23 protein-coding genes and 1 riboswitch are annotated in these 19,222 nt (G+C 36.3%); of the genes, 12 read left to right on the top strand and 11 right to left on the bottom strand.

Annotation, left to right across the window (positions count from 1 at the left end; translation table 11 throughout):
* Positions 1-40: 40 nt before the first annotated feature.
* Positions 41-1,246 carry a metallophosphoesterase gene (locus FW781_RS14075; RefSeq protein ID WP_149388000.1) on the bottom strand — a complete coding sequence of 402 codons (1,206 nt, stop codon included), beginning with the start codon at positions 1,244-1,246 and terminating at the stop codon, positions 41-43.
* 66 nt (positions 1,247-1,312) lie between these two features.
* Positions 1,313-2,386 (bottom strand): 3-oxoacyl-ACP synthase III family protein, encoded by a 1,074-nt coding sequence (locus FW781_RS14070; protein WP_149387999.1) that lies wholly within the window; start codon positions 2,384-2,386, stop codon positions 1,313-1,315.
* 101 nt (positions 2,387-2,487) lie between these two features.
* Between FW781_RS14070 and FW781_RS14065 the strand changes: the two genes are divergently transcribed.
* The 8 genes from FW781_RS14065 to FW781_RS14030 all read left to right on the top strand — a co-directional run bounded on the left by FW781_RS14065 (position 2,488) and on the right by FW781_RS14030 (position 8,778).
* A complete protein-coding gene (locus FW781_RS14065; RefSeq protein WP_047376865.1) occupies positions 2,488-3,057 on the top strand; it encodes a hypothetical protein in 570 nt (189 codons plus the stop codon).
* Between the two features lie 3 nt (positions 3,058-3,060).
* On the top strand, positions 3,061-3,792 hold the full coding sequence (ubiE, locus tag FW781_RS14060) for a bifunctional demethylmenaquinone methyltransferase/2-methoxy-6-polyprenyl-1,4-benzoquinol methylase UbiE (RefSeq protein WP_149387998.1): 732 nt from the start codon (positions 3,061-3,063) through the stop codon (positions 3,790-3,792).
* Positions 3,793-3,795: 3 nt separating this feature from the next.
* Positions 3,796-4,578, top strand: a complete 783-nt coding sequence (gene porT / locus FW781_RS14055) for a type IX secretion/gliding motility protein PorT/SprT (protein WP_149387997.1) — start codon at positions 3,796-3,798, stop codon at positions 4,576-4,578.
* Positions 4,579-4,717: 139 nt separating this feature from the next.
* Positions 4,718-5,020 carry a hypothetical protein gene (locus FW781_RS14050; protein ID WP_047376863.1) on the top strand — a complete coding sequence of 101 codons (303 nt, stop codon included), beginning with the start codon at positions 4,718-4,720 and terminating at the stop codon, positions 5,018-5,020.
* Positions 5,020-5,307: a cell division protein ZapA gene (locus FW781_RS14045; RefSeq protein ID WP_034695967.1), complete on the top strand. Its 288-nt coding sequence runs from the start codon at positions 5,020-5,022 to the stop codon at positions 5,305-5,307. Before FW781_RS14050 ends, FW781_RS14045 begins: the two co-directional genes overlap by 1 nt.
* A 234-nt stretch (positions 5,308-5,541) precedes the next feature.
* On the top strand, positions 5,542-7,107 hold the full coding sequence (gene rny, locus FW781_RS14040; protein WP_047376862.1) for a ribonuclease Y: 1,566 nt from the start codon (positions 5,542-5,544) through the stop codon (positions 7,105-7,107).
* A 73-nt stretch (positions 7,108-7,180) separates the two neighbouring features.
* A complete protein-coding gene (locus FW781_RS14035) occupies positions 7,181-8,422 on the top strand; it encodes an MFS transporter (RefSeq protein WP_149387996.1) in 1,242 nt (413 codons plus the stop codon).
* A 167-nt stretch (positions 8,423-8,589) separates the two neighbouring features.
* On the top strand, positions 8,590-8,778 hold the full coding sequence (locus FW781_RS14030) for a hypothetical protein (protein WP_149387995.1): 189 nt from the start codon (positions 8,590-8,592) through the stop codon (positions 8,776-8,778).
* A gap of 81 nt (positions 8,779-8,859) precedes the next feature.
* Here the strand turns inward: FW781_RS14030 and FW781_RS14025 are convergent, their stop codons facing one another.
* The 6 genes from FW781_RS14025 to FW781_RS14000 all read right to left on the bottom strand — a co-directional run bounded on the left by FW781_RS14025 (position 8,860) and on the right by FW781_RS14000 (position 14,936).
* Positions 8,860-9,795 carry a YeiH family protein gene (locus FW781_RS14025; RefSeq protein WP_149387994.1) on the bottom strand — a complete coding sequence of 312 codons (936 nt, stop codon included), beginning with the start codon at positions 9,793-9,795 and terminating at the stop codon, positions 8,860-8,862.
* Between the two features lie 297 nt (positions 9,796-10,092).
* Positions 10,093-10,968, bottom strand: a complete 876-nt coding sequence (locus tag FW781_RS14020; protein WP_149387993.1) for a LysR family transcriptional regulator — start codon at positions 10,966-10,968, stop codon at positions 10,093-10,095.
* A 194-nt stretch (positions 10,969-11,162) separates the two neighbouring features.
* Positions 11,163-12,470, bottom strand: a complete 1,308-nt coding sequence (locus tag FW781_RS14015; protein WP_172625728.1) for a voltage-gated chloride channel family protein — start codon at positions 12,468-12,470, stop codon at positions 11,163-11,165.
* 31 nt (positions 12,471-12,501) lie between these two features.
* Positions 12,502-12,569: riboswitch (Fluoride riboswitch) on the bottom strand.
* 161 nt (positions 12,570-12,730) lie between these two features.
* Complete coding sequence (locus FW781_RS14010; protein WP_149387992.1) at positions 12,731-13,573, bottom strand: GLPGLI family protein; 843 nt, start codon at positions 13,571-13,573, stop codon at positions 12,731-12,733.
* Between the two features lie 29 nt (positions 13,574-13,602).
* On the bottom strand, positions 13,603-14,469 hold the full coding sequence (locus FW781_RS14005; protein ID WP_149387991.1) for a sugar phosphate isomerase/epimerase family protein: 867 nt from the start codon (positions 14,467-14,469) through the stop codon (positions 13,603-13,605).
* A complete protein-coding gene (locus FW781_RS14000) occupies positions 14,469-14,936 on the bottom strand; it encodes an acyl-CoA thioesterase (protein ID WP_047383407.1) in 468 nt (155 codons plus the stop codon). Before FW781_RS14000 ends, FW781_RS14005 begins: the two co-directional genes overlap by 1 nt.
* 122 nt (positions 14,937-15,058) lie before the next feature.
* Here FW781_RS14000 and FW781_RS13995 point away from each other — a divergent pair, with 122 nt between their 5' ends.
* The 4 genes from FW781_RS13995 to FW781_RS13980 all read left to right on the top strand — a co-directional run bounded on the left by FW781_RS13995 (position 15,059) and on the right by FW781_RS13980 (position 16,922).
* Positions 15,059-15,415, top strand: coding sequence for an arsenate reductase family protein (locus FW781_RS13995; RefSeq protein WP_149387990.1), 357 nt, complete (start codon positions 15,059-15,061; stop codon positions 15,413-15,415).
* A gap of 137 nt (positions 15,416-15,552) precedes the next feature.
* A complete protein-coding gene (locus tag FW781_RS13990; protein WP_149387989.1) occupies positions 15,553-15,738 on the top strand; it encodes a hypothetical protein in 186 nt (61 codons plus the stop codon).
* Between the two features lie 84 nt (positions 15,739-15,822).
* Positions 15,823-16,389, top strand: coding sequence for a Crp/Fnr family transcriptional regulator (locus FW781_RS13985; RefSeq protein ID WP_149387988.1), 567 nt, complete (start codon positions 15,823-15,825; stop codon positions 16,387-16,389).
* Between the two features lie 53 nt (positions 16,390-16,442).
* Positions 16,443-16,922 carry a DoxX family protein gene (locus FW781_RS13980; protein WP_149387987.1) on the top strand — a complete coding sequence of 160 codons (480 nt, stop codon included), beginning with the start codon at positions 16,443-16,445 and terminating at the stop codon, positions 16,920-16,922.
* A 58-nt stretch (positions 16,923-16,980) separates the two neighbouring features.
* On the opposite strand, the gene gcvT is transcribed toward FW781_RS13980, so the two are convergent.
* The 3 genes from gcvT to idi are packed head-to-tail and all read right to left on the bottom strand — an operon-like array spanning position 16,981 to position 19,049.
* Positions 16,981-18,057 carry a glycine cleavage system aminomethyltransferase GcvT gene (gene gcvT / locus FW781_RS13975; RefSeq protein WP_149387986.1) on the bottom strand — a complete coding sequence of 359 codons (1,077 nt, stop codon included), beginning with the start codon at positions 18,055-18,057 and terminating at the stop codon, positions 16,981-16,983.
* 9 nt (positions 18,058-18,066) lie between these two features.
* Entirely contained in the window at positions 18,067-18,540 is a 474-nt protein-coding gene (locus FW781_RS13970; protein WP_149387985.1) for a hypothetical protein, read from the bottom strand.
* Positions 18,540-19,049, bottom strand: coding sequence for an isopentenyl-diphosphate Delta-isomerase (gene idi / locus FW781_RS13965; RefSeq protein ID WP_149387984.1), 510 nt, complete (start codon positions 19,047-19,049; stop codon positions 18,540-18,542). The genes FW781_RS13970 and idi overlap by 1 nt, the downstream gene beginning before the upstream one ends.
* Positions 19,050-19,222 lie beyond the last annotated feature (173 nt).

The raw sequence follows: 19,222 nt of genomic DNA, 5'->3' as shown, positions 1-19,222 counted from the left end.
AGCAACAAAAAAACAAGCAACCTTAAATTTTGAATTTCAACTAGCTTAGCTCAAAAAGGGTAATCTCCGGCAATACACCCACTCTTCCGGGATATCCCAATACTCCGAATCCTCTGTTTACATACAATAGTTTTCCTTCACTTTCATATAAATCGGCCCATTTCGGGTATCGATACTGAACAGGTGACCATTTTATATTTTTAAGATCTAATCCAAACTGCATCCCATGCGTATGTCCTGAAAGGGTCAGATGGATGTTTGCAGGGTGTTTTTTCACCACATAATCAAAATGGGTAGGGTCATGGCTCATTAATATCTTTGTAGCGGATTCCGGTACGTTTTTTAAAGCGTCATCTATTTTTCCGAATTGAGGGAAAGGTTTTAATCCCCAGTTTTCAACACCCAGGATATATATTTTTTCTCCGTTTTTTTCAATGATTCTATGTTCGTTTCTCAGCATGTCAAAACCTGCTTGTTTTTCATAACTAATCAAAGTATCAAGGTTTTCTTTTTTAGCTGCAGGTGATTCCCAGGATACATAATCCCCGTAATCGTGGTTTCCTAATACGGCAAACTTACCGTCTTTAGCCTGGATTTTTGAAAACAGCGGGATGAAAGGCTTGAACTCATCCGCAACGTTATTCACCATATCTCCGGTGAATAATACCAGATCAGGTTTTTGTTCATTAATCAGATCAATGGCGTGCTGTAATTTGCTGGGATCGGAGAAACTTCCACTGTGAACGTCAGAAATCTGGATAATTTTATATCCTTTGAAGCTTTTCGGAAGATTGTTGAATTTCACCCTTACTCTTCTTACGGTGTGGCGGTATTTACCAAAAGTAATTCCATCTATGAAAAGAGCAGAAAGAACGCCTCCCATTCCTAAGCCTACAATGCTCAGGAATTTTCTTCTTTCCGGGAAGAAGTTTTCCGAAGATTGGGCAAAACCGATCAGGTATCCTCCGGTTCTGAAGATATCATCAATTAATAAAAACAGGACTACAAAAATTTTAGGAAGGATGAAAATTAAAAATAAAGAGATCATAATCTGAGCCCTTACTGTACTTTTGTCTGATCTTTGGAAGTGGGTGACTTCGTAAGCGAAAATTCCATATACGGCTAAAGAGAGTACCCAATATCCGATTCTTATCCATGAATTATCAGTGAGAGTCCTGATAGCCTGGTAAATATACACTTCCAAAAACAGGAAGATTCCGGCGATGATTAAAAAATTCTTTTGCATGTTCTGATCAAAAAAAGCACAAAGAATAAACTTCCCTGTGCTTTTATATTTTTAATGGTTTAAATATTATTTTTTAGGAAATCTATAAACGACAGCATTGATGTTCATTCCGGCACCTACCGAAGTCATTACAATGTTACCTTTTTCTTTAAACGATTGACCCTCCATTTTTCCTTTAATTATTAAATCATACATGGTAGGAATTGTTGCTACTGAAGTGTTTCCAAGATCCTGAATCGTCATAGGAGAGATCGCATGATCGTATTCTTTTACATCATAAAGCCTGTGAAGTCTTTCAATCATGGCATAATCCATTTTGGCATTTGCCTGGTGAATTAAGATTTTATCTATATCTTCAATAGAAAGACCCGCATCTGTAATGGTATCCTTGATAGCATCCGGGACATTTTTAAGAGCGTATTCGTAAATCTTTCTTCCTAACATTCTTACATAAAGGCGCTTTTGATCTGCTTCTTTATTGATAGAAGGCTGGTTTTCAAGGTAGTTTAATTCTGGTCCGTTGTCACAGATTGTGTTGTGGGCAATAATTCCTACATTCTCTTCGTCTGTTGCTTTTACCACTACTGCTCCGGCACCATCGGCAAAGATCATTCTGTTTCTGTCATAAGGATCTGTTACTCTGCTTAAAGTTTCAGCGCCGATGACAAGAATGGTTTTGGCAACCTTAGCTTTAATTAAATTATCAGACAAAATCATTGCTTCCACCCATCCAGGACATCCGAAAACCATATCATACGTTACGCATTTTCTGTTTTTGATCCCCAGTTTATTCTTTACTCTTGCTGCCATTGTTGGCATAAAATCAGCATATCCGTTTTCGGTAACTTCCCCGAAATTGCTTGCGTAGATGATATAATCCAATTCTTCGCCGTCTACTTTTGCATCCTCAAGGGCAATTTTTGCTGCTTCATAACCGATTTGTGAGTTGGAAAGATCATCTTCAATGAATCTCCTGTTTTCGATTTCTGTAATCTCTACAAATTTCGCAATGGTCTCTTCCACAGGCTTTTCAATCTTTACTCCATCCTCTGCATAGAACTCGGAATTCATGAAGTAATCTCTACCAATAACTCTGTTCGGAATATAAGATCCAGAGCCAATAATGATCGTATTCGGCATTCGTTTATATGATTTTTTTAAAGATGCAAAGTTAATAATTAATATTAATAACGGAGAATTAAAAATATTATTAAATTTGCAGAAATTGTACTTTACAATCTATGAAAAACAACTCGTCCTTAAAAGGCTTACTTATTGCAGCTGTGGCATTTATCGTTGCCTTTGGGATCTACTTCCTTTTTTTAGCCAAGAAGAATTATTATGTTGTAGATAATCCTACCCCGAATACGTATTACTTTAAGATCAATAACGGATCTGAAGGAATTATCTCCGCCGGGCAGTATGTGCATGTGGATTTGAATAAAGGGAAAAACTCTATTCAGGTATTTGATCAGAACAAGAAAATGCTTTATGATTCAGCATTTGAAGTAAATAAACTTCGTGGTCTGATTAATATTACCCATCAGGATTACTACGTAAATGATCAGTACTACGGATACAATCTTAAAAAAGATTCGTTACTGGCAAACCTTGATAAAACGGTCATTGACGGAAAGGATTATTACGGAGGAGCGAAACGCTTCAATAAGCTTTACACAGAAGATTTTTATTACAATGTAGATGAAGATTATGATAAAGTGATCAAGAATATCCAGAAAGTGGAATCCCGATCTAAAATCTTCAGAAAGCAGGATTACCTAAATTATTATAAAGAATATTACAAGTTTTAAGTTTTGACAAAAGATATCACCAAAGTTACTCCCTACAATTCAGAGGCTACAAAAAAAAGCCAGGTAGAGGATATGTTCGACAATATTGCACCGAAGTATGACCTTCTGAACCGTGTTTTATCCATGAAAATTGATATTTTGTGGAGAAATAAACTGGTAAAATGGATGAAAAATGATAATCCGCAGGAAGTGCTGGATGTGGCTACAGGAACGGGAGATCTGGCAATTACCATTGAAAAAGGAACCAGTTCTAAAGTAGTTGGATTAGATTTATCACAACAAATGCTGAATGTTGGCGTTATTAAAATAAAAAAACTTAAATTAGACGGCAAAATTTCCATGCAAAAAGGGGATGCAGAAAATTTACCTTTCGAGGACAATAGATTTGATGCTGTTTCCGTTGCATTTGGAGTAAGGAATTTTGAGAATCTTACCAAAGGTTTAGCAGAGTTAAGAAGAGTAGTTAAAGATAACAAAAGTGTTTATATACTGGAGTTTTCAAAGGTTGAGGGTTTCATGGGGCCATTTTATATGTTTTATTTCAAAAATATATTGCCTGCCATCGGCAGATTGGTTTCTAAGGATAATAGGGCGTATACATACCTTCCGGATTCTGTAAATGCTTTTCCTTTCGGGGAGAAGATGAAGCAAATTCTTTTAGATACGGGATTTAAGAAAGTAGAATATAAAAAATTAAGTTTAGGTATAGCCACAATTTATAAAGCAACAAAGTAACCTATGAATAAATTTCTATTAAAAGCACTGGTTTTAACCTCAGTAAATGTTGCCGTTTTTGCAAACGCGCAATTCAGAACCCGAAACAGAATGGATAAGTTGGAAGATTTCGACGAGCAGAAATTCAGCTGGGGGTTTTATTTGAACGGGAACAGACTGGATTACCGCATTGTTTTGCATCCGAAATACGGGATGAATGATAATGAAAACCTTGTTACCTCCAAGGAAAGCTATAGTTTCGGTGCCGGGCTTATTGCAAAATGGAGACTGAATGATTATCTTGATGTAAGAATAGAACCAGGTTTACAGTTTGCTCAAAGACAGTTGACTTTTAATACTCAATCCAATGACATTTATGCAGGCGGTTCTTTAACCAATCCTCCTTTTATGCCATTCCCTTTACAGGAAAAGGATAAAGTAAGAGAAATTAAATCTACATTAATAGACATTCCTGTAATGTTGGAACTTCACGGACAAAGATGGTACAATTCAAGGCCTTACGTTGCAGCAGGGGTAAACTATGTTGTAAACCTTCAGTCTAACTCAAGTTCCACAGATGATAACATGCAGGGGATCTACAGATCAACTACCCACAACTTTGCATGGTCTGCAGAAATGGGAATCCAGTTTTATTTCAACAAATTTAAACTGACTCCAGCCGTAAGAGGAACATTCTTCATGAACAACGAGAAAGTGGCTGATAATGCTACTACACCTCCTTACTGGGCATCTGCAATTTCTACATTACAGACAAGAGCCATAATGTTTGTTCTGAAATTTGAATAAAAAATATTTCATTGAAAAATAGACGGGAGGTGCATTAGCACCTCCTTTTTTGTTGTTATATCAAAATATAGAGTGTTTTATTTTTGTTAGTGTTATTATTTTTTTATTTTTGCTTTTAGTTAGAATATACAAACCTGAAATGCTTCAAGATTTAGAAAACAATTTTTCAGAATTAGAGAGAAAGATTTCGACTCTGCAAAAGAACTATAAAAATCTTACGGAAAATTTAAAAGAATTAAATATTGAGCATGAAGAGTTGAAGAAGAAGTATGATGAGGAAAGAAGAAAGAATCAGGTATTAGCAGAAGAACAAAAAAATATAAAACTTTATTCAGCAATATCAGGAAATCCTGAACACAATAGATTAATGAAAAACCATATCAACAGATTGGTGAAAGAAATTGATTTCTGTATTGCTCAGCTTCAAAACAGTGGATTATAATGGAGGTAAGGAGAATAACCGTCAACATTGCAGGAAGAGTGTATCCGCTGAACGTACCGGCAGCAGAGGAAGAAACTTTGCGTAAAGTAGGGAAGCAGATCGAGAATATGATTAAAGATTTTGAACAGAACTTCGATGTAAGAGATAAACAGGATGCTTTGGCAATGTGTGCCCTGAAACTGGGAACCAATGCAGAAGTAGTTTCTCTGAACTACGAAAAAAATATTAATTCTACCAACGAAAGATTAACGCAGATTAATCAGTCGTTGAATGAAATCGGGAAATAGATTTTTTTTCCTGAAAAATTACTGCCTACAATAATTCTAACACATTAAAGGTAAACTCAACGCTAAACAATTACCGAACAAATGTCCATCGAATGGCGTGCCGGATTTCCGGATTACAGACAGTGGAAATCAGTTCAAATCGTGTTGATTAGGAGTTTACTCTCAATCTCTGGATTATTGTGGGCTTTTTTTATTTAACAAGGATATGAATACAATTAAAACTCAATATAAATTATGATAGAAGTTATAGTCGGTGTTGTTTGTTTAGTAATCGGGGCTGTAGTGGGAATGTTTTTCTCAAAAAGCTCTCTGAATACTAAGGCAAAATTCATCATAGATGATGCTAAGAAAAACGCCGAAAACCTTATAGAAAAAGCTAATGTACAAGCTGAATCCATAAAGAAAGAAAAGAACCTTCAGGCAAAAGAAAAATTCCTGGAACTGAAATCTCAGCATGATGCAGACATTCAGTCCCGTGAAAAGAAAATGCAGGAAGTTGAAAAGAGAACGAAAGACAAGGAGCATAAGCTGAATGATGAACTTAGCAAGACCGGAAAACTTGAAAAAGATCTGGACAAGCAGATTGCAGACTATGCTAAGAAGACCGAAATCCTTGAAAGAAAGCAGCAGGAATTAGATACAGCTAACGCTAAGAAAGTAGAAATACTTGAAAAAATCTCTAATTATACTGCTGATGAAGCTAAAGCAGAATTGGTAGAAACCATGAGAGCAGAAGCAAAAACAAGAGCGCAGGCACATGTTCAGAGCATCATGGAAGAAGCTCAGATGAATGCCAAAAACGAAGCGAGAAAAATTGTTATTCAAACGATTCAGAGAATCGGAACAGAGCAGGCTATCGAAAACTCAGTATCCGTTTTCAATATTGAATCTGATGAAGTAAAAGGTAGAATTATCGGTAGAGAAGGTAGAAATATCCGTGCTCTAGAAGCGGTAACAGGAGTTGAAATCATCGTTGATGATACCCCGGAAGCTATCCTTCTTTCATGTTTTGATCCGGTAAGAAGAGAAATTGCAAGACTATCCCTTCACAGATTGGTAACCGATGGTAGAATTCACCCGGCAAGAATCGAAGAAGTAGTTGAAAAAACCAGAAAACAGATCGAAGAGGAAATCATTGAAGTAGGTAAGAGAACCATCATTGATTTAGGAATCCACGGATTGCACCCTGAACTGATCAAAATCGTAGGTAGAATGAAATACCGTTCTTCTTACGGACAAAACTTACTGCAGCACTCAAGAGAAGTAGCAAATATCGCTGCAACTATGGCTGCTGAGTTAGGATTAAACGTAAAATTAGCAAAAAGAGCAGGTCTTTTACACGATATCGGTAAAGTTCCTGAGCAGGAATCAGAATTGCCACACGCCCTTTTAGGAATGCAGTGGGCTGAGAAATATGGTGAAAACCCTGAAGTAGTAAATGCTATTGGAGCTCACCACGACGAGATTGAAATGAAGTCTTTATTATCTCCGATCATTCAGGTTGCCGATGCGATCTCAGGAGCAAGACCGGGAGCAAGAAGACAGGTATTGGAATCTTATATCCAGAGATTAAAAGACCTTGAATCTGCAGCATTAAGCTTCGATGGAGTATCCAGTGCATATGCGATTCAGGCGGGTAGAGAACTGAGAGTAATGGTAGAGAGCGGAAAAGTGAACGATGAAGTAGCTTCTCAGCTTTCCTACGACATCTCTGAGAAAATCCAGAATGAACTGACTTATCCGGGACAGGTAAAAGTAACAGTAATCAGAGAAACGAGAGCTGTGAATATTGCCAGATAATAATCAGAAAAAGATATTTGATAAAAACCTTTCAAGAAATTGAAAGGTTTTTTATTTTTATCAAAACTTAAAAATGCAAGAACTGTCCATGTCTTCAAAACTGAAGTACATTTTTTCAATTCCCGTTATTATTTCTGCCTTAGGCTATTTTGTAGATATTTATGATCTCCTTTTATTCGGAATCGTAAGAATACCAAGTTTAAAAGCTCTGGGACTTAATCCGGATGCCGACGGAACCTTTATTCTCAACTGTCAGATGGTAGGGCTTCTTATCGGAGGTGTTTTCTGGGGTATTTTCGGAGATAAAAAAGGAAGGCTTTCTGTACTCTTCGGATCTATTTTAGTGTATTCCTTAGCTAATATTGCCTGCGGTTTTCTTCCTTATTTCCCCAAAGAACATTTATTATACCAATATGCCGGTCTGAGGTTTATTGCAGGTATTGGCCTTGCCGGGGAGCTTGGAGCAGGAATTACGCTGGTTTCTGAAAGCCTGCCGAAGAGTTTGAGAGCAATAGGAACCTCGGTTGTTGCCGGTTTTGGATTAATGGGAGCTGTAGTGGCTCAGCTTACGGTAGAACTGGCCGGTGGCTGGAATATCTCTTACATTATCGGTGGAGTCATGGGAATTATGTTGTTGATACTGAGAATAAGTGTATCCGAATCCGGAATTTATAAGAATATTGAGCATAAAAACGTTTCAAAAGGTAATTTTCTATCCTTTTTTACCAATAAAGACAGATTAACTAGGTATTTAAAATGTATTGCTGTAGGATTGCCTACATGGTATTGTATAGGGATTCTGGCTGTTTTGGCCAATCAGTTTGCCCCTGAATTAGGAATTAAAGAGATCAATCCCGGAAAAGCAATTATGTGGGCATATGTAGGGATTTCTGTGGGTGACCTATTGAGCGGATTTATTTCCCATGCTTTAAAATCCCGTAAAATGGCCATCTTCTATATGCTGATCTTTACCCTGATCGGAGTAGCTGTGATGCTGTTCGGTAATACCAATACAGAAACAAAATACTATCTGTTTTGTGTATGGCTTGGTTTCGGAACAGGATATTGGGCCATGTTTGTAACACTGGCTGCAGAGCAGTTCGGGACCAATATCAGAAATACAGCAACGACAACCGTTCCTAATATGGTAAGAGGGCTTGTACCCGTTATGATTTTTGCTTTTGATTCTCTTAAAGGTCATTTTCCGGTGGTGGAAAGCGCAGCCATAGTGGGAGTGGTGGTATTTGGACTTGCATTTTATTCCTCGCTTACTATTTCTGAAACCCACGACCGGGATCTTGAATTTACAGAATAATTTAAACTGTTTAAAAAAATAAAAACAATATTGCTTATTTTAAATATAATAATAACGTTATAATCAATAAATTATTAATTTTTACATTGATTTTTGTTGCACGTAATTAATATTTGTTTAACTTTGGAAGGTAACTAAAACTATATTGTTTAATCAAACTAAATCTCATGAACATTATGAAAAATGCTAAAAAATTAAGAAAGCAAGATCTAAAAAACATCTCAGGAGGAATAAGCGGAAACCCTGATTTATCTCTTTGCGGATGCAGCTGCTCTGGATCAGTAACAGGACCATGGTATTGCGTACAGTATATAGGTTGTCCACAGGTTTATACTTGTGGTGAAGCCGCAATCTAAAGAAAATTATTTCAATACGAAATAAACATTTCCACATTTAATATGCAGAACCCTTTTGATATCAAAAGGGTTCTGCTCATTTTAATGAAGAATGTAAAGAAGGCTGCCAATACTTATCGTAATCCAAAGGAGTACAGCAGTTAGTAAAGGTTTTAGTCCTATTGATTTCAGGGTTTGAAGAGAAAGGGTAGAACCTATGAAAAACAAGGTCAGATTCAGTCCGGATTTTGCTAAAACAGTTATGGAAGTACTGAAACGGTCAAGAAACGGGAAATACGTATTCAGAAGAATGGCTGCAATAAAATACCCAATGAACCAGGGAATTTTTATTTTAGAATCTTTACTTTTGAAAATGAACATCGTAATCAGTGAAACCGGAATGATCCAAAGGGCACGGGCCAATTTTACAGTCGTTGCAATTTTCAGAGCCTCGTCTCCATATTTACTGGCAGCACCCACAACAGAACTGGTGTCATGAATTCCCACTGCACACCAAAGTCCAAACTGTTCCTGTGAAAGATTCAGCAGATGTCCTATGGCAGGGTAAACAAATAATGCAATAGAATTTAATGTAAAAACAATAGCCAATGCAAGGGAAATCTGTTTCGTACTCGGTTTGATAATGGGAGATACTGCGGCAATAGCACTTCCCCCGCAAATGGCCGTTCCTGCGGATAAAAGATAAGATAAAGGCTTTTCCAGTTTAAAGAGTTTTCCAAGGAAATATCCCAATACCATTACGGTAACAATACTTACAACTGTTAACATCAATCCCGTTTTTCCGGCGTGGAGGGCTTCATCCAGCTTCAATCCGAATCCCAGACCGACAATAGAAATCTGCAGCAACAAGTGAATATAATGATGAAGGTGTTTCTCAAATGGATTCCCTATAAAAACAGCCAGACCAAATCCCAATGCAAGAGCTATTGGGGAAGATATAAGCGGAGTAAGGCATAGCAGTGCCAATACAATAAAAAATACTTTCCGTGTCATTTCATTTTGAATGAAATTTTTCATAATGCGAACTTTTAAAATCTGCATCAAAATTCCGGAAAATAGTATTACAAAGTAAATCGTATTTTGTTATATTGAATAACTAAAAGTTATAACTAATGAAAGATGAAAGATGAAAGATGAAAGATCTTGTCGTTAAATTTTACTATTTGCTTGACTATATCAATAGGGTTGGGCTTTAGCCCAGCCAAATAAATTTTAAAAATTCCATTGGCTTTAGCCAAAACTTAAAAAGCTTTATATATTTTTAAAAAATAATAGGATTTTTCTATTGTTAATAGATTTTACATCATAAAGGGATTATTCTGCAAACCTCAAAAAAAGTTTAATCAGTTCAGATTGCTCTCCTTTAGGCAGAATAAAATGAAAATCTCTTTCAATGCTGAAGTTTTTGATGTCAATGACAGTCAGTACATTGTTTTTAAGTTCATTCAGGATCGTGCTGATCGATAGAAATGCCATACAATCCGAGTGAATAAGGTAGTTTTTGATACTCTCACTGCTTCCCAGCTGTATGACGGTATTCAATTCATGAATGCTGATGTCTTTGTCTCTGAGTCTGTTTTGTATAAACTCCAGGGTTCCGGAGCCTTGTTCTCTGAAAATCAGATCCAGATGATAGAGATCTTTTAAATTTAATGTTTTATGAGCAAGAGGGTGATCTGATTTTGCTGCCAAAACAATTTCATCAGGCTTAAAAGTCCTGTATTCAAAATAAGAAGACTGTGATTCTCCTTCAATAATACCCAGATCTATTTTTTCTTCCTTTAAAAGTGTTGAGATCGTTTCGGTATTTCCCGTGAGAAGTTCAATCTTAATATCTTTATAATAAGAATTGAATTTGGCTAAAATTTCAGGTAAAATATACTGTGCAACGGTTGTACTGGCACCGATAATCAGCTTTCCTTTATGCTGCTGGCTGATCTGGCTGATTTCAAATTCCATGTCACGGTAGATACTTCTGATCTTTTCTGCATGTTCGTACAGAATCTTTCCGCTATGAGTCAGTTGGATAGAAGTTCCTTTACGGTCAAATAGCTTGGCGCCTATTTGAGTTTCAATTTCTTTAATGTGTTTGGTAACAGCGGGTTGTGAAATATGAAGCTCTTCTGAAGCCTTAGTGAAGCTTAAACGGGAAGCTACCGTATGGAAAACTTTTAATCTGTAATCGAACATGGGGTAAAATTACGAATTATAGTTGGAAACGGAGAAGGAGGTATTAATGAGTTTGCGGGTGGGAGGGCTTGAGTGCAGCTGGATTTATGTTTTGAGATGCAGGATTCGAGGGTTTTAAGCTGTAGGTAACCAGTAACTATCAACAAAAACAACTAGAAACTAGAAACAAAAAATAACCAGCAACCAAAAACAACCTATAAAAAATCCGAAACCGACTTATCCTGTTGATTCTCGTACCTTCTGTTTTTCGCTTCTCCGATTTTCTGTTGGGTATAAATACTGTTGTGCCCCGAAAGAAGATAAGATACAACACAGGAAATGGCTATGTATACGCCGCATTCTGCCCCGAATAATTCAATTCCCATCAGCATACAGGCCAAAGGAGTATTGGTGGCTCCGGCAAATACAGCTACAAACCCCATTCCCGCCAGTAATCCATATGGTAAAGGAATAAAAAGCGATAAAGCACTCCCTAATGTTGCCCCGATAAAGAACAAAGGAGTAACTTCTCCGCCCTTGAATCCTGCTGAAAGCGTAACAATGGTAAAGATCATTTTTAAAGCAAAATCATACAAAGGAAGCTGCTTCTCAAAAGATTCTACAATCACAGGAATTCCTAATCCGATATATCGGGTAGTACCCATTGCAAAAACCGCCAGAGCAACAGTAATTCCTCCAATAACCGGACGAAGGGGTGGGTATTTAATTTTTGATTTGAACACAGAACCCATCCAGTGGATAATTCTGCTGAAAGCAGCAGCACAGATTCCGAAAATTATTCCTGCCAGAATACTGTATAGAATTGGTAAAAACTCAGTTTTTGGGATAAAATCAATATGATAATGGGTATGTTTTACATTCCAGAGACTGGTAGCCCAGTCCGCCAGAATAGCTGAAGCAAAAGCAGGAAAAATGGCATTGTAACGAATTCTTCCGATCAGAAAAACCTCAAGGCCAAACACTGCTCCCGCCAGTGGCGTCCCGAAAACAGAACCAAATCCGGCAGCAATAGCGGCAATAATCAATATTTTTCTTTCATTTCTGTCAAGTTTAAAAGGTTTGGTAAGCTGATCAGCAATAGCACCTGCCATCTGAAGCGCTGTTCCTTCACGGCCTGCAGATCCTCCGAAGAAATGGGTTGCCATCGTTCCGAGATAAACAAAAGGTGCCATTTTAAACGGAATAATCCCTTTCGGCTCATGAATGGTATCAATCAGCAGGTTGTTTCCCGCTTCCACATCTTTTCCGAAGTAATGATAGAGTAGCCCTATCAGAAATCCTGCCACAGGAAGCAAAGCAATCAGCCAGAGATGACTTTCCCTGAAATTTGTTGCCCATTCCAATGATTGCAGAAATCCTGCAGAAGCTGTTCCTTCTAAAGCTCCAATAATGATACTGATACACAGCCACTTTAAAATATAGGGCAGAGCAGGGAATTTTCTGAAGAAAAAATGCGTGTGGAAAACAACTTTTTTGCCTAATGTTCTTTGGTTTTTTGACATAATAATCCTGATTAGTTATTTGTTAATAATCTTTTAATCAGGCGTCATCAGCTTTTGTAAAGCGGTTGGGTAAGGAAGAACACCATTTCCTTTTGTTCATGCAAATATATGAATAAAGATAAAAGATAAAAGATAAAAGATAAAAGATAAAAGATAAAAGATCTTGTCGTTAAAATTCAATAGAGGTGGGCTTTAGCCCGCCAACATCAATTTAACATTTTGCACTGGCTTTAGCCCAAACTTAAAGATAAATCAGAGTTTTAATAGATTGAATAATGAACAGCCTTATCAATCTCAAGCGGGTTATTGTATTTTCTTATCACTTCCTGCATGCTTTTGGTCTGTGTATTCAGCTCATCTAGGGTACGGATTTCTTTTCCGTTGATGTTAATTTTCAGGTCGGTATTGGATTTGCTGAAATTGTTTCTTTCAAAGGCAAAAGGATCATTGTAAAACTCCATGATCAGTTTATATTTCTGCTTTTCATTGATAGAAATGGCTTTATTTCCGAAATTCGATTCAATAAAATTATCGGTAGGATAGGTCTCTTTCAGCTCCTGACTTTTGATAAGATGATAAATGAAATTTTTCTTGGTATCATAAATTTCAAATACCAAACCGGGAAGTCCTGAAAATTTAAAAGGACCTTCATTAAATGGGATCTCTTTATTGAACCAGGCAATCCAGCTTCTTCCACCAAACTGAGCTGTTGCTTTTTGTAATGTATATTGCTGAACCTGTCTGGTTTCATTGGAAATATTCCATTTTATTTTATCGTTGGTTGTAAAGGAGTAATATCCAAATTTTATATTGATAAAGTTTTCATTTTCAGTAGTGTTTATCTTTCTTTTTACAATCTGTCCGGTCATGTCAACATGTTTGTTGTCCATATTTCCGAATTTTTTATTCAAAGAATCTGCGATGAGAAGGTTTCTCCCGTAAAATCTCACCTCTTTTGAATTAATATCTAAAATCATGTTGAATTTCTGATATTCAGATTCAGTAGAGTCCATTTTTAATTGAAGCTCATAAATAAACCGATGGGTTTGTGAGCTCAAAGAAGTAATAATCAATAAACAAAAGAGTTGAAGAGCTTTTCTCATGATTAAATATTTTCAGATTTCAGGTTTCATTAAAAATAAGAATTTTCAAGAATATACTTTTTACTGATCTTTATGCTGTCAAAAATATCTTTATCGCTGGAATCCTGTTCCAAAAACCAATGTTTCAGTCCTGCTTTTTCTCTGGCTTCAAAAATTTTTTCAAAATCAAGGGTTCCGTTTCCGATTTCTGCAAAGTCTTTGGTTCCTGCTTTCATATCTTTCACATGCCACAATGGAAATCTTTTCGGATATTTTTCAAAATAAAGTAACGGATCTAGACCTGCTTTTGAAATCCAATATAAATCTAACTCCATCTTAACTCTATCTGATGAAGTATTTTCTAAAATGAAATCATAAAAATTATTCTTTTCATCCATCTTTAGAAATTCAAAATCATGATTATGATAAGCCAGCTGAATTCCGTTCTGTTTGGAAAAATCTCCTGCATTTTCAAGAATACCAGGAAGCTTTTTATAATTTTCAAAGGTTCTTTCCGCTTCGGGAAGGTAGGAGCAAACGGCATATGTTGAACCAATAATGTTAAGATCGTCCAATGTTCTATTCCAGTTTTTCAAAAGAGTTCCATCTTTAAGGTCTGTAATTCCGGTTTGATGATGTGAACTGATCACCTTTAAACCATGAGCAGACAAAATCTGTTTAAATTCTTTTGCAGTTTTTCCGAAAAATTTTCCGTCATAACCATAAATTTCAAATGATGTAAAACCAAGTTCTGCCAGTTTCTCAAAAGTCTTCTCGAGATTGTTTGAAATGGAATCACGAACAGTGTACAATTGAATGGCTAATGGTTTTTTATTCATATTGAAATTTGAAATTCCACAGGAATACAATCCCAAAAATCCCAATGAAGAAAGTCTAATGAAATCTTTTCTTTCCATTATAAAAAAGGTTTCATCTCATCCTCAATCTGTGTTCTTAGTTCCATCAGACGTTTTGCATATATTTCCTGCTGTTTTTCCTCTTCGGTTGTTGGAATCCACTTGGGTACAGGCAGTTTTTTACCATTTTCATCTACGGCCACAAAAACGATGATACAGTGGGTTTTTTTCTCAAAATTCGGCTGTTTCAGATTTCTTGAAAAAACATTGATGGCGATATGCATACTTGAAGTTCCGGTGTAGATTACCTGGGCATCTACTTTTACCACCTCACCAATTTTAATAGGGTCATAAAAACGGATTCCGCCGACATATACTGTGACAGAATAATTACCACTCCAGGTTGTCGCACATGCATAACCGGCCTGGTCAATCCACTTCATCACACTTCCTCCATGTACATTTCCTCCGTAATTCACGTCTGAAGGCTCCGAAATAAACTGAAAAGTAATAGGCTTGTTCTGCATCTTTATAAAATTTGAATAAAGTTATTTAATAATTTCCAAAGTTTTAGATTAAATCCTACTTTTGAAAGACGAAACCTTTCAATGAATAGGAATTTTAACAAATAACAGATTTAGAAACCGTAATGAAGAAAGTATTTTATCTCAACACATGTGATACCTGCAGGAAAATTTTAGCCCAATTTGATCTTACAGACTGGGAACTTCGCGAAATCAAAAAAGTGCCGATCGCGAAAGAAGAATTGGCAGAAATGTATAAAAAGACAAAATCATACGAAGCCCTGTTCAGTAAAAAATCTACTCAGATCAAATTAAGAGGATTAGATGTAAAATCTTTAACAGAAAAAGATTTTAAAGATCTTTTATTGGACCATTATACTTTTCTGAAAAGACCAGTTTTTATTACAGATAAAGAGATCTTTGTAGGAAATGATAAGAAAAATGTTGAAGAATTGCAAAAGTTCTTTGGGGTAAACGAATAAATAAGACTTTAAATAGTTGATCTATCCGGCTCAATAATGAATTCATTATTGAGCCGGATATTTTATTATATGTGTTGTAAGTATTTGATTTTTAATGCTATTTATTGCTATATTTATAATTGCCAAAAATTTATAATATGAAAACAAACTTTTCAAAAACAAAAAAACTGACCAGATCAGAATTAAAAGAGGTGAGTGGAGGAATTGCTTTCATCCCGCCTTGCAGTATTTTATGTGGACCTGCAGGCGGAGTGATTTCCAATACACCAGGCGTAGGAGATGCCTGTAGCCCGGACAGAAAAGTCTGCTGTATCTGTTATTAAATGTAAAAAAGAGGCTGTGATGGTCTCTTTTTTTGTTTTTAAAGGTTAAATCCTAACTTTACCATTCTTAATTTTACTATTTAAATGAAACAGATCCGGACCTATTTTGAGAAATCCGTTACAATGTCTGATCAGGATTGGGAGTTATTTTCATCAAAACTTGAAAGACACAAGTTTTCCCGGAAACAACATCTGATCACTGCCGGAAAAACGGAAAATTATCTTGCTTTTATAGAAAAGGGAAGTGTAAGGTTTTATATTCCGGGGGAAGAGGATGATTTTACATTTTCCTTTTCGTTTGCCGGTGAGTTTGTAAGTGCTTACGACTCTTTTCTTACACGGAAACCATGCAGTTATCATATTCAGGCGCTTGAAGAATCTGTGCTTTGGCGTATTTCATATCAGGATCTCAATACAGTCTACGAGAAAACAGCAATAGGAAATAAGATCGGAAGACTTGCCAGTGAAGGACTTTATCTGGATAATTTTAAAAGAGAAATATCATTGCTGACACAAACCGCCGAAGAACGGTACCTTGCCTTGTTTTCTGAACAGCCGGATATTTTAAAGTACATCCCCTTGAAATATATTGCCTCTTATATTGGCATCACTCCACAAGCCCTCAGCAGAATCAGGCGTAGAATTTCTTAACCTGGGTTCATTGTTTTGCCTGAACGGATGGCAGAACTTTGCAAAAAAAAGAAATGCCTGAAGCTATTTTACCAATCGTTCTGATTATCTCTATGATCATTTTTAAACTGACCCGTAAAGAGTATGAGTTTGCTCTTTCGGCAAGAATCGCTATGGCGGTGATGCTTTTAACTGCCGGAATTGCCCACTTTGTATATACGCAGGGAATGGCTTTGATGATTCCTGGAATAATACCTTATAAAAAAGAAATGGTTTATGTAACCGGTGTTCTGGAAATTATCGGAGCTGTAACCCTGTTGATTCCTGGATTTCAGAAAACCATAGGCTGGCTGCTCATTGTGTTTTTTGTTCTCATTCTTCCGGCTAACCTATATGCTGCATCGGAACATGTGAATATGAAATCGGGTGACTTTTCAGGAAGCGGACTGTCTTATTTATGGTACAGAATTCCACTTCAGCTGGTTTTTATAAGCTGGGTTTATTTTTCCTGTATCAGAATTCCTGTAAGGATGAAATCTGGATTTGATGTATAAAGAAAAAAGGATGTCTCAAAGCAGAGAACATCCTTTTTTGTCAATATTTTTTGAACAATTATACAAAAGGAGCTTTTACCACTTTTGCAGGAATGTTCTTGTTTCTTACCTGAATAAAGATCTCAGATCCTAATTTAAAATGAGGTTTGTCCACATAAGCAAGACCCAAACCGATCTTTTTCATTGGAGACTGTGTTCCCGAAGTTACTTTTCCGATTACATTTCCTTCAGCATCTACTACAGGATAATCATGTCTTGGAACTCCTTTGTCTGTCAATTCGAAACCAACTAATTTTCTTCCAACACCTTCTTCTTTCTGTTTTGCGAAAACATCTTTAGAAACGAAATCTTTATCAAACTTAGTGATCCATCCTAGACCAGCTTCAATAGGAGATGTAGTATCATCAATGTCATTTCCGTAAAGACAGAATCCTTTTTCTAATCTTAAAGTATCTCTGGAAGCCAATCCACAAGGAATAATTCCTTCTTCTTTACCGGCATCCATTACCGCGTCCCAAAGTTTTTCGGCACTTCCGTTATTGAAATAGATCTCAAAACCACCGCTTCCAGTATATCCGGTATTTGAAATGATCACATTATTTTCTCCTGCAACACTTCCCACTGTAAAATGGTAGTAAGGGATTTCTGAAAGATTTACCTCTGTAAGCTTTTGAAGAATTTCAGTGGCTTTAGGCCCCTGAACTGCCAATAATGACATCTCATCAGAAGCATTGGTCATTGTAGCCCCGAAAGTATTGTATTTTGAAATATGATTCCAGTCTTTGTCAATATTGGATGCATTTACAACCACGAAATATTTGTCATCTTCCATTTTGTAAACGATAAGGTCATCTACAATTCCTCCGTTTTCATTCGGAAGACAAGAATACTGAGCTTTTCCATTTTCAAGAGCATCTACATTATTAGTAGTTACAAACTGTAATAGATCTTTTGAACCCGGCCCTTCGATGAAAAACTGTCCCATGTGGGAAACATCAAATAATCCTGCTTTTTCTCTTACTGCAAAGTGCTCTTCTGTAACCCCTGAATATTGAACAGGCATTTCAAAACCTGCGAAAGGTACGATCTTAGCTCCCAAAGAAACATGTTTGTCGTACAAGGCTGTTTTCTTCATATTTAATTTTTATTTCTTTATTTTAAAACTGTTAAAAGTCTCATTGAATTGGGTCATGTAGTTTCCGTTCCAGAATTTCTGGCCACAGTTGATGGAAACTAAATATAAGTTTTTGTCTTTTTGAAAAACTTTGGTTATCCAGAACAGCTTCTCTTTTTCATCAAAGTGTTCATATAGATATTCTGTATATCCTTTCTGGCCCCTTTTATCTTTTACTTTGTCCTCCTGATCTTGTGAATGATAAAGTGCCAGAATGAATTTTTTAACTTCTTCTTTTGAAAGTGCTAAATCATGATATTCCGAAATAGTAATAGCCCCGATCTGGCTGGTAGGAAAAATATTGATGATCTCACTGTCATTCGTAGATTTCCAGCCGTCAGGAACGTTAATAGAGTAGTTGGAATTCTCATATATTTTTGCTTTTTGGGCAAAAAACAGACTTCCCGTTACAATTGCAGAAAAAAGCAATATTTTTTTCATCATTAAAAATGGTGTTTATATTCTTCGAGGATGATTTTGAACCATTCTGTAAAGTCTTCGGGATGTTCCGAGATTTCTCTATCCAGATTTTCCGGAGAAATAAATCTTACCTCTTGCACTTCTTCTTTATTCAGATTGAAATCAGCTTCATGGTTTCCCACAAACACATGATCCAGTTCGTGCTCCCAAAGGCCACCACCCACATCTGCTTTATAAATAAAATTGAATTTTTCTGAAAGTTCTGTTTCAATTCCGAGTTCTTCCTTTAATCTGCGTATTGCACCTTCCTTATAAGTTTCCCCATCTCTTGGGTGTGAGCATACGGCATTGGTCCACTGATTGGGAGAATGATATTTTCCCGAAGCCCTTTTCTGAAGAAGCATTTCTCCTTTACTGTTGAAAAGAAATACAGAAAAAGCACGGTGCAACAGGCCATTGATGTGAGCCTGCTGTTTTTCCATCAGCCCTAAAACTTCATCTTCAGGATTTACTAAAACGACAAATTCTTCCATTCCTACAAATGTAAGAGTAATAAATGTATTTTGGAAATTTTTAGATAAACATCATGCTTTTTGTAAATCATGTTGAAAAGACAGAGAATATTAATGAGCAAATCTGCAAATTACTTTTACTTTTTTTATGTGTTCCTATATATTACTCATAAAAAGAAATATCAAAACGAAAA

It is taken from the genome of Chryseobacterium panacisoli (assembly GCF_008274625.1).
GTDB lineage: Bacteria > Bacteroidota > Bacteroidia > Flavobacteriales > Weeksellaceae > Chryseobacterium > Chryseobacterium panacisoli.
The sequence above is the reverse complement of the archived record's forward strand: the minus strand, read 5'-3'. Positions and strand labels throughout refer to the sequence as shown.

Coding starts and splice junctions, on each gene's coding strand:
- FW781_RS14005 (WP_149387991.1), bottom strand. CDS start 14,469: ATGGAAAGAAAAGATTTCATTAGACTTTCTTCATTGGGATTTTTGGGA.
- FW781_RS13995 (WP_149387990.1), top strand. CDS start 15,059: ATGAAGAAAGTATTTTATCTCAACACATGTGATACCTGCAGGAAAATT.
- FW781_RS14070 (WP_149387999.1), bottom strand. CDS start 2,386: ATGCCGAATACGATCATTATTGGCTCTGGATCTTATATTCCGAACAGA.
- FW781_RS14045 (WP_034695967.1), top strand. CDS start 5,020: ATGGAGGTAAGGAGAATAACCGTCAACATTGCAGGAAGAGTGTATCCG.
- FW781_RS14030 (WP_149387995.1), top strand. CDS start 8,590: ATGAACATTATGAAAAATGCTAAAAAATTAAGAAAGCAAGATCTAAAA.
- FW781_RS13970 (WP_149387985.1), bottom strand. CDS start 18,540: ATGATGAAAAAAATATTGCTTTTTTCTGCAATTGTAACGGGAAGTCTG.
- rny (WP_047376862.1), top strand. CDS start 5,542: ATGATAGAAGTTATAGTCGGTGTTGTTTGTTTAGTAATCGGGGCTGTA.
- FW781_RS13985 (WP_149387988.1), top strand. CDS start 15,823: ATGAAACAGATCCGGACCTATTTTGAGAAATCCGTTACAATGTCTGAT.
- FW781_RS13990 (WP_149387989.1), top strand. CDS start 15,553: ATGAAAACAAACTTTTCAAAAACAAAAAAACTGACCAGATCAGAATTA.
- FW781_RS14020 (WP_149387993.1), bottom strand. CDS start 10,968: ATGTTCGATTACAGATTAAAAGTTTTCCATACGGTAGCTTCCCGTTTA.
- FW781_RS14035 (WP_149387996.1), top strand. CDS start 7,181: ATGCAAGAACTGTCCATGTCTTCAAAACTGAAGTACATTTTTTCAATT.
- FW781_RS13980 (WP_149387987.1), top strand. CDS start 16,443: ATGCCTGAAGCTATTTTACCAATCGTTCTGATTATCTCTATGATCATT.
- FW781_RS14025 (WP_149387994.1), bottom strand. CDS start 9,795: ATGAAAAATTTCATTCAAAATGAAATGACACGGAAAGTATTTTTTATT.
- FW781_RS14015 (WP_172625728.1), bottom strand. CDS start 12,470: ATGTCAAAAAACCAAAGAACATTAGGCAAAAAAGTTGTTTTCCACACG.
- FW781_RS14000 (WP_047383407.1), bottom strand. CDS start 14,936: ATGCAGAACAAGCCTATTACTTTTCAGTTTATTTCGGAGCCTTCAGAC.
- porT (WP_149387997.1), top strand. CDS start 3,796: ATGAATAAATTTCTATTAAAAGCACTGGTTTTAACCTCAGTAAATGTT.
- gcvT (WP_149387986.1), bottom strand. CDS start 18,057: ATGAAGAAAACAGCCTTGTACGACAAACATGTTTCTTTGGGAGCTAAG.
- FW781_RS14065 (WP_047376865.1), top strand. CDS start 2,488: ATGAAAAACAACTCGTCCTTAAAAGGCTTACTTATTGCAGCTGTGGCA.
- FW781_RS14010 (WP_149387992.1), bottom strand. CDS start 13,573: ATGAGAAAAGCTCTTCAACTCTTTTGTTTATTGATTATTACTTCTTTG.
- FW781_RS14075 (WP_149388000.1), bottom strand. CDS start 1,246: ATGCAAAAGAATTTTTTAATCATCGCCGGAATCTTCCTGTTTTTGGAA.
- FW781_RS14050 (WP_047376863.1), top strand. CDS start 4,718: ATGCTTCAAGATTTAGAAAACAATTTTTCAGAATTAGAGAGAAAGATT.
- idi (WP_149387984.1), bottom strand. CDS start 19,049: ATGGAAGAATTTGTCGTTTTAGTAAATCCTGAAGATGAAGTTTTAGGG.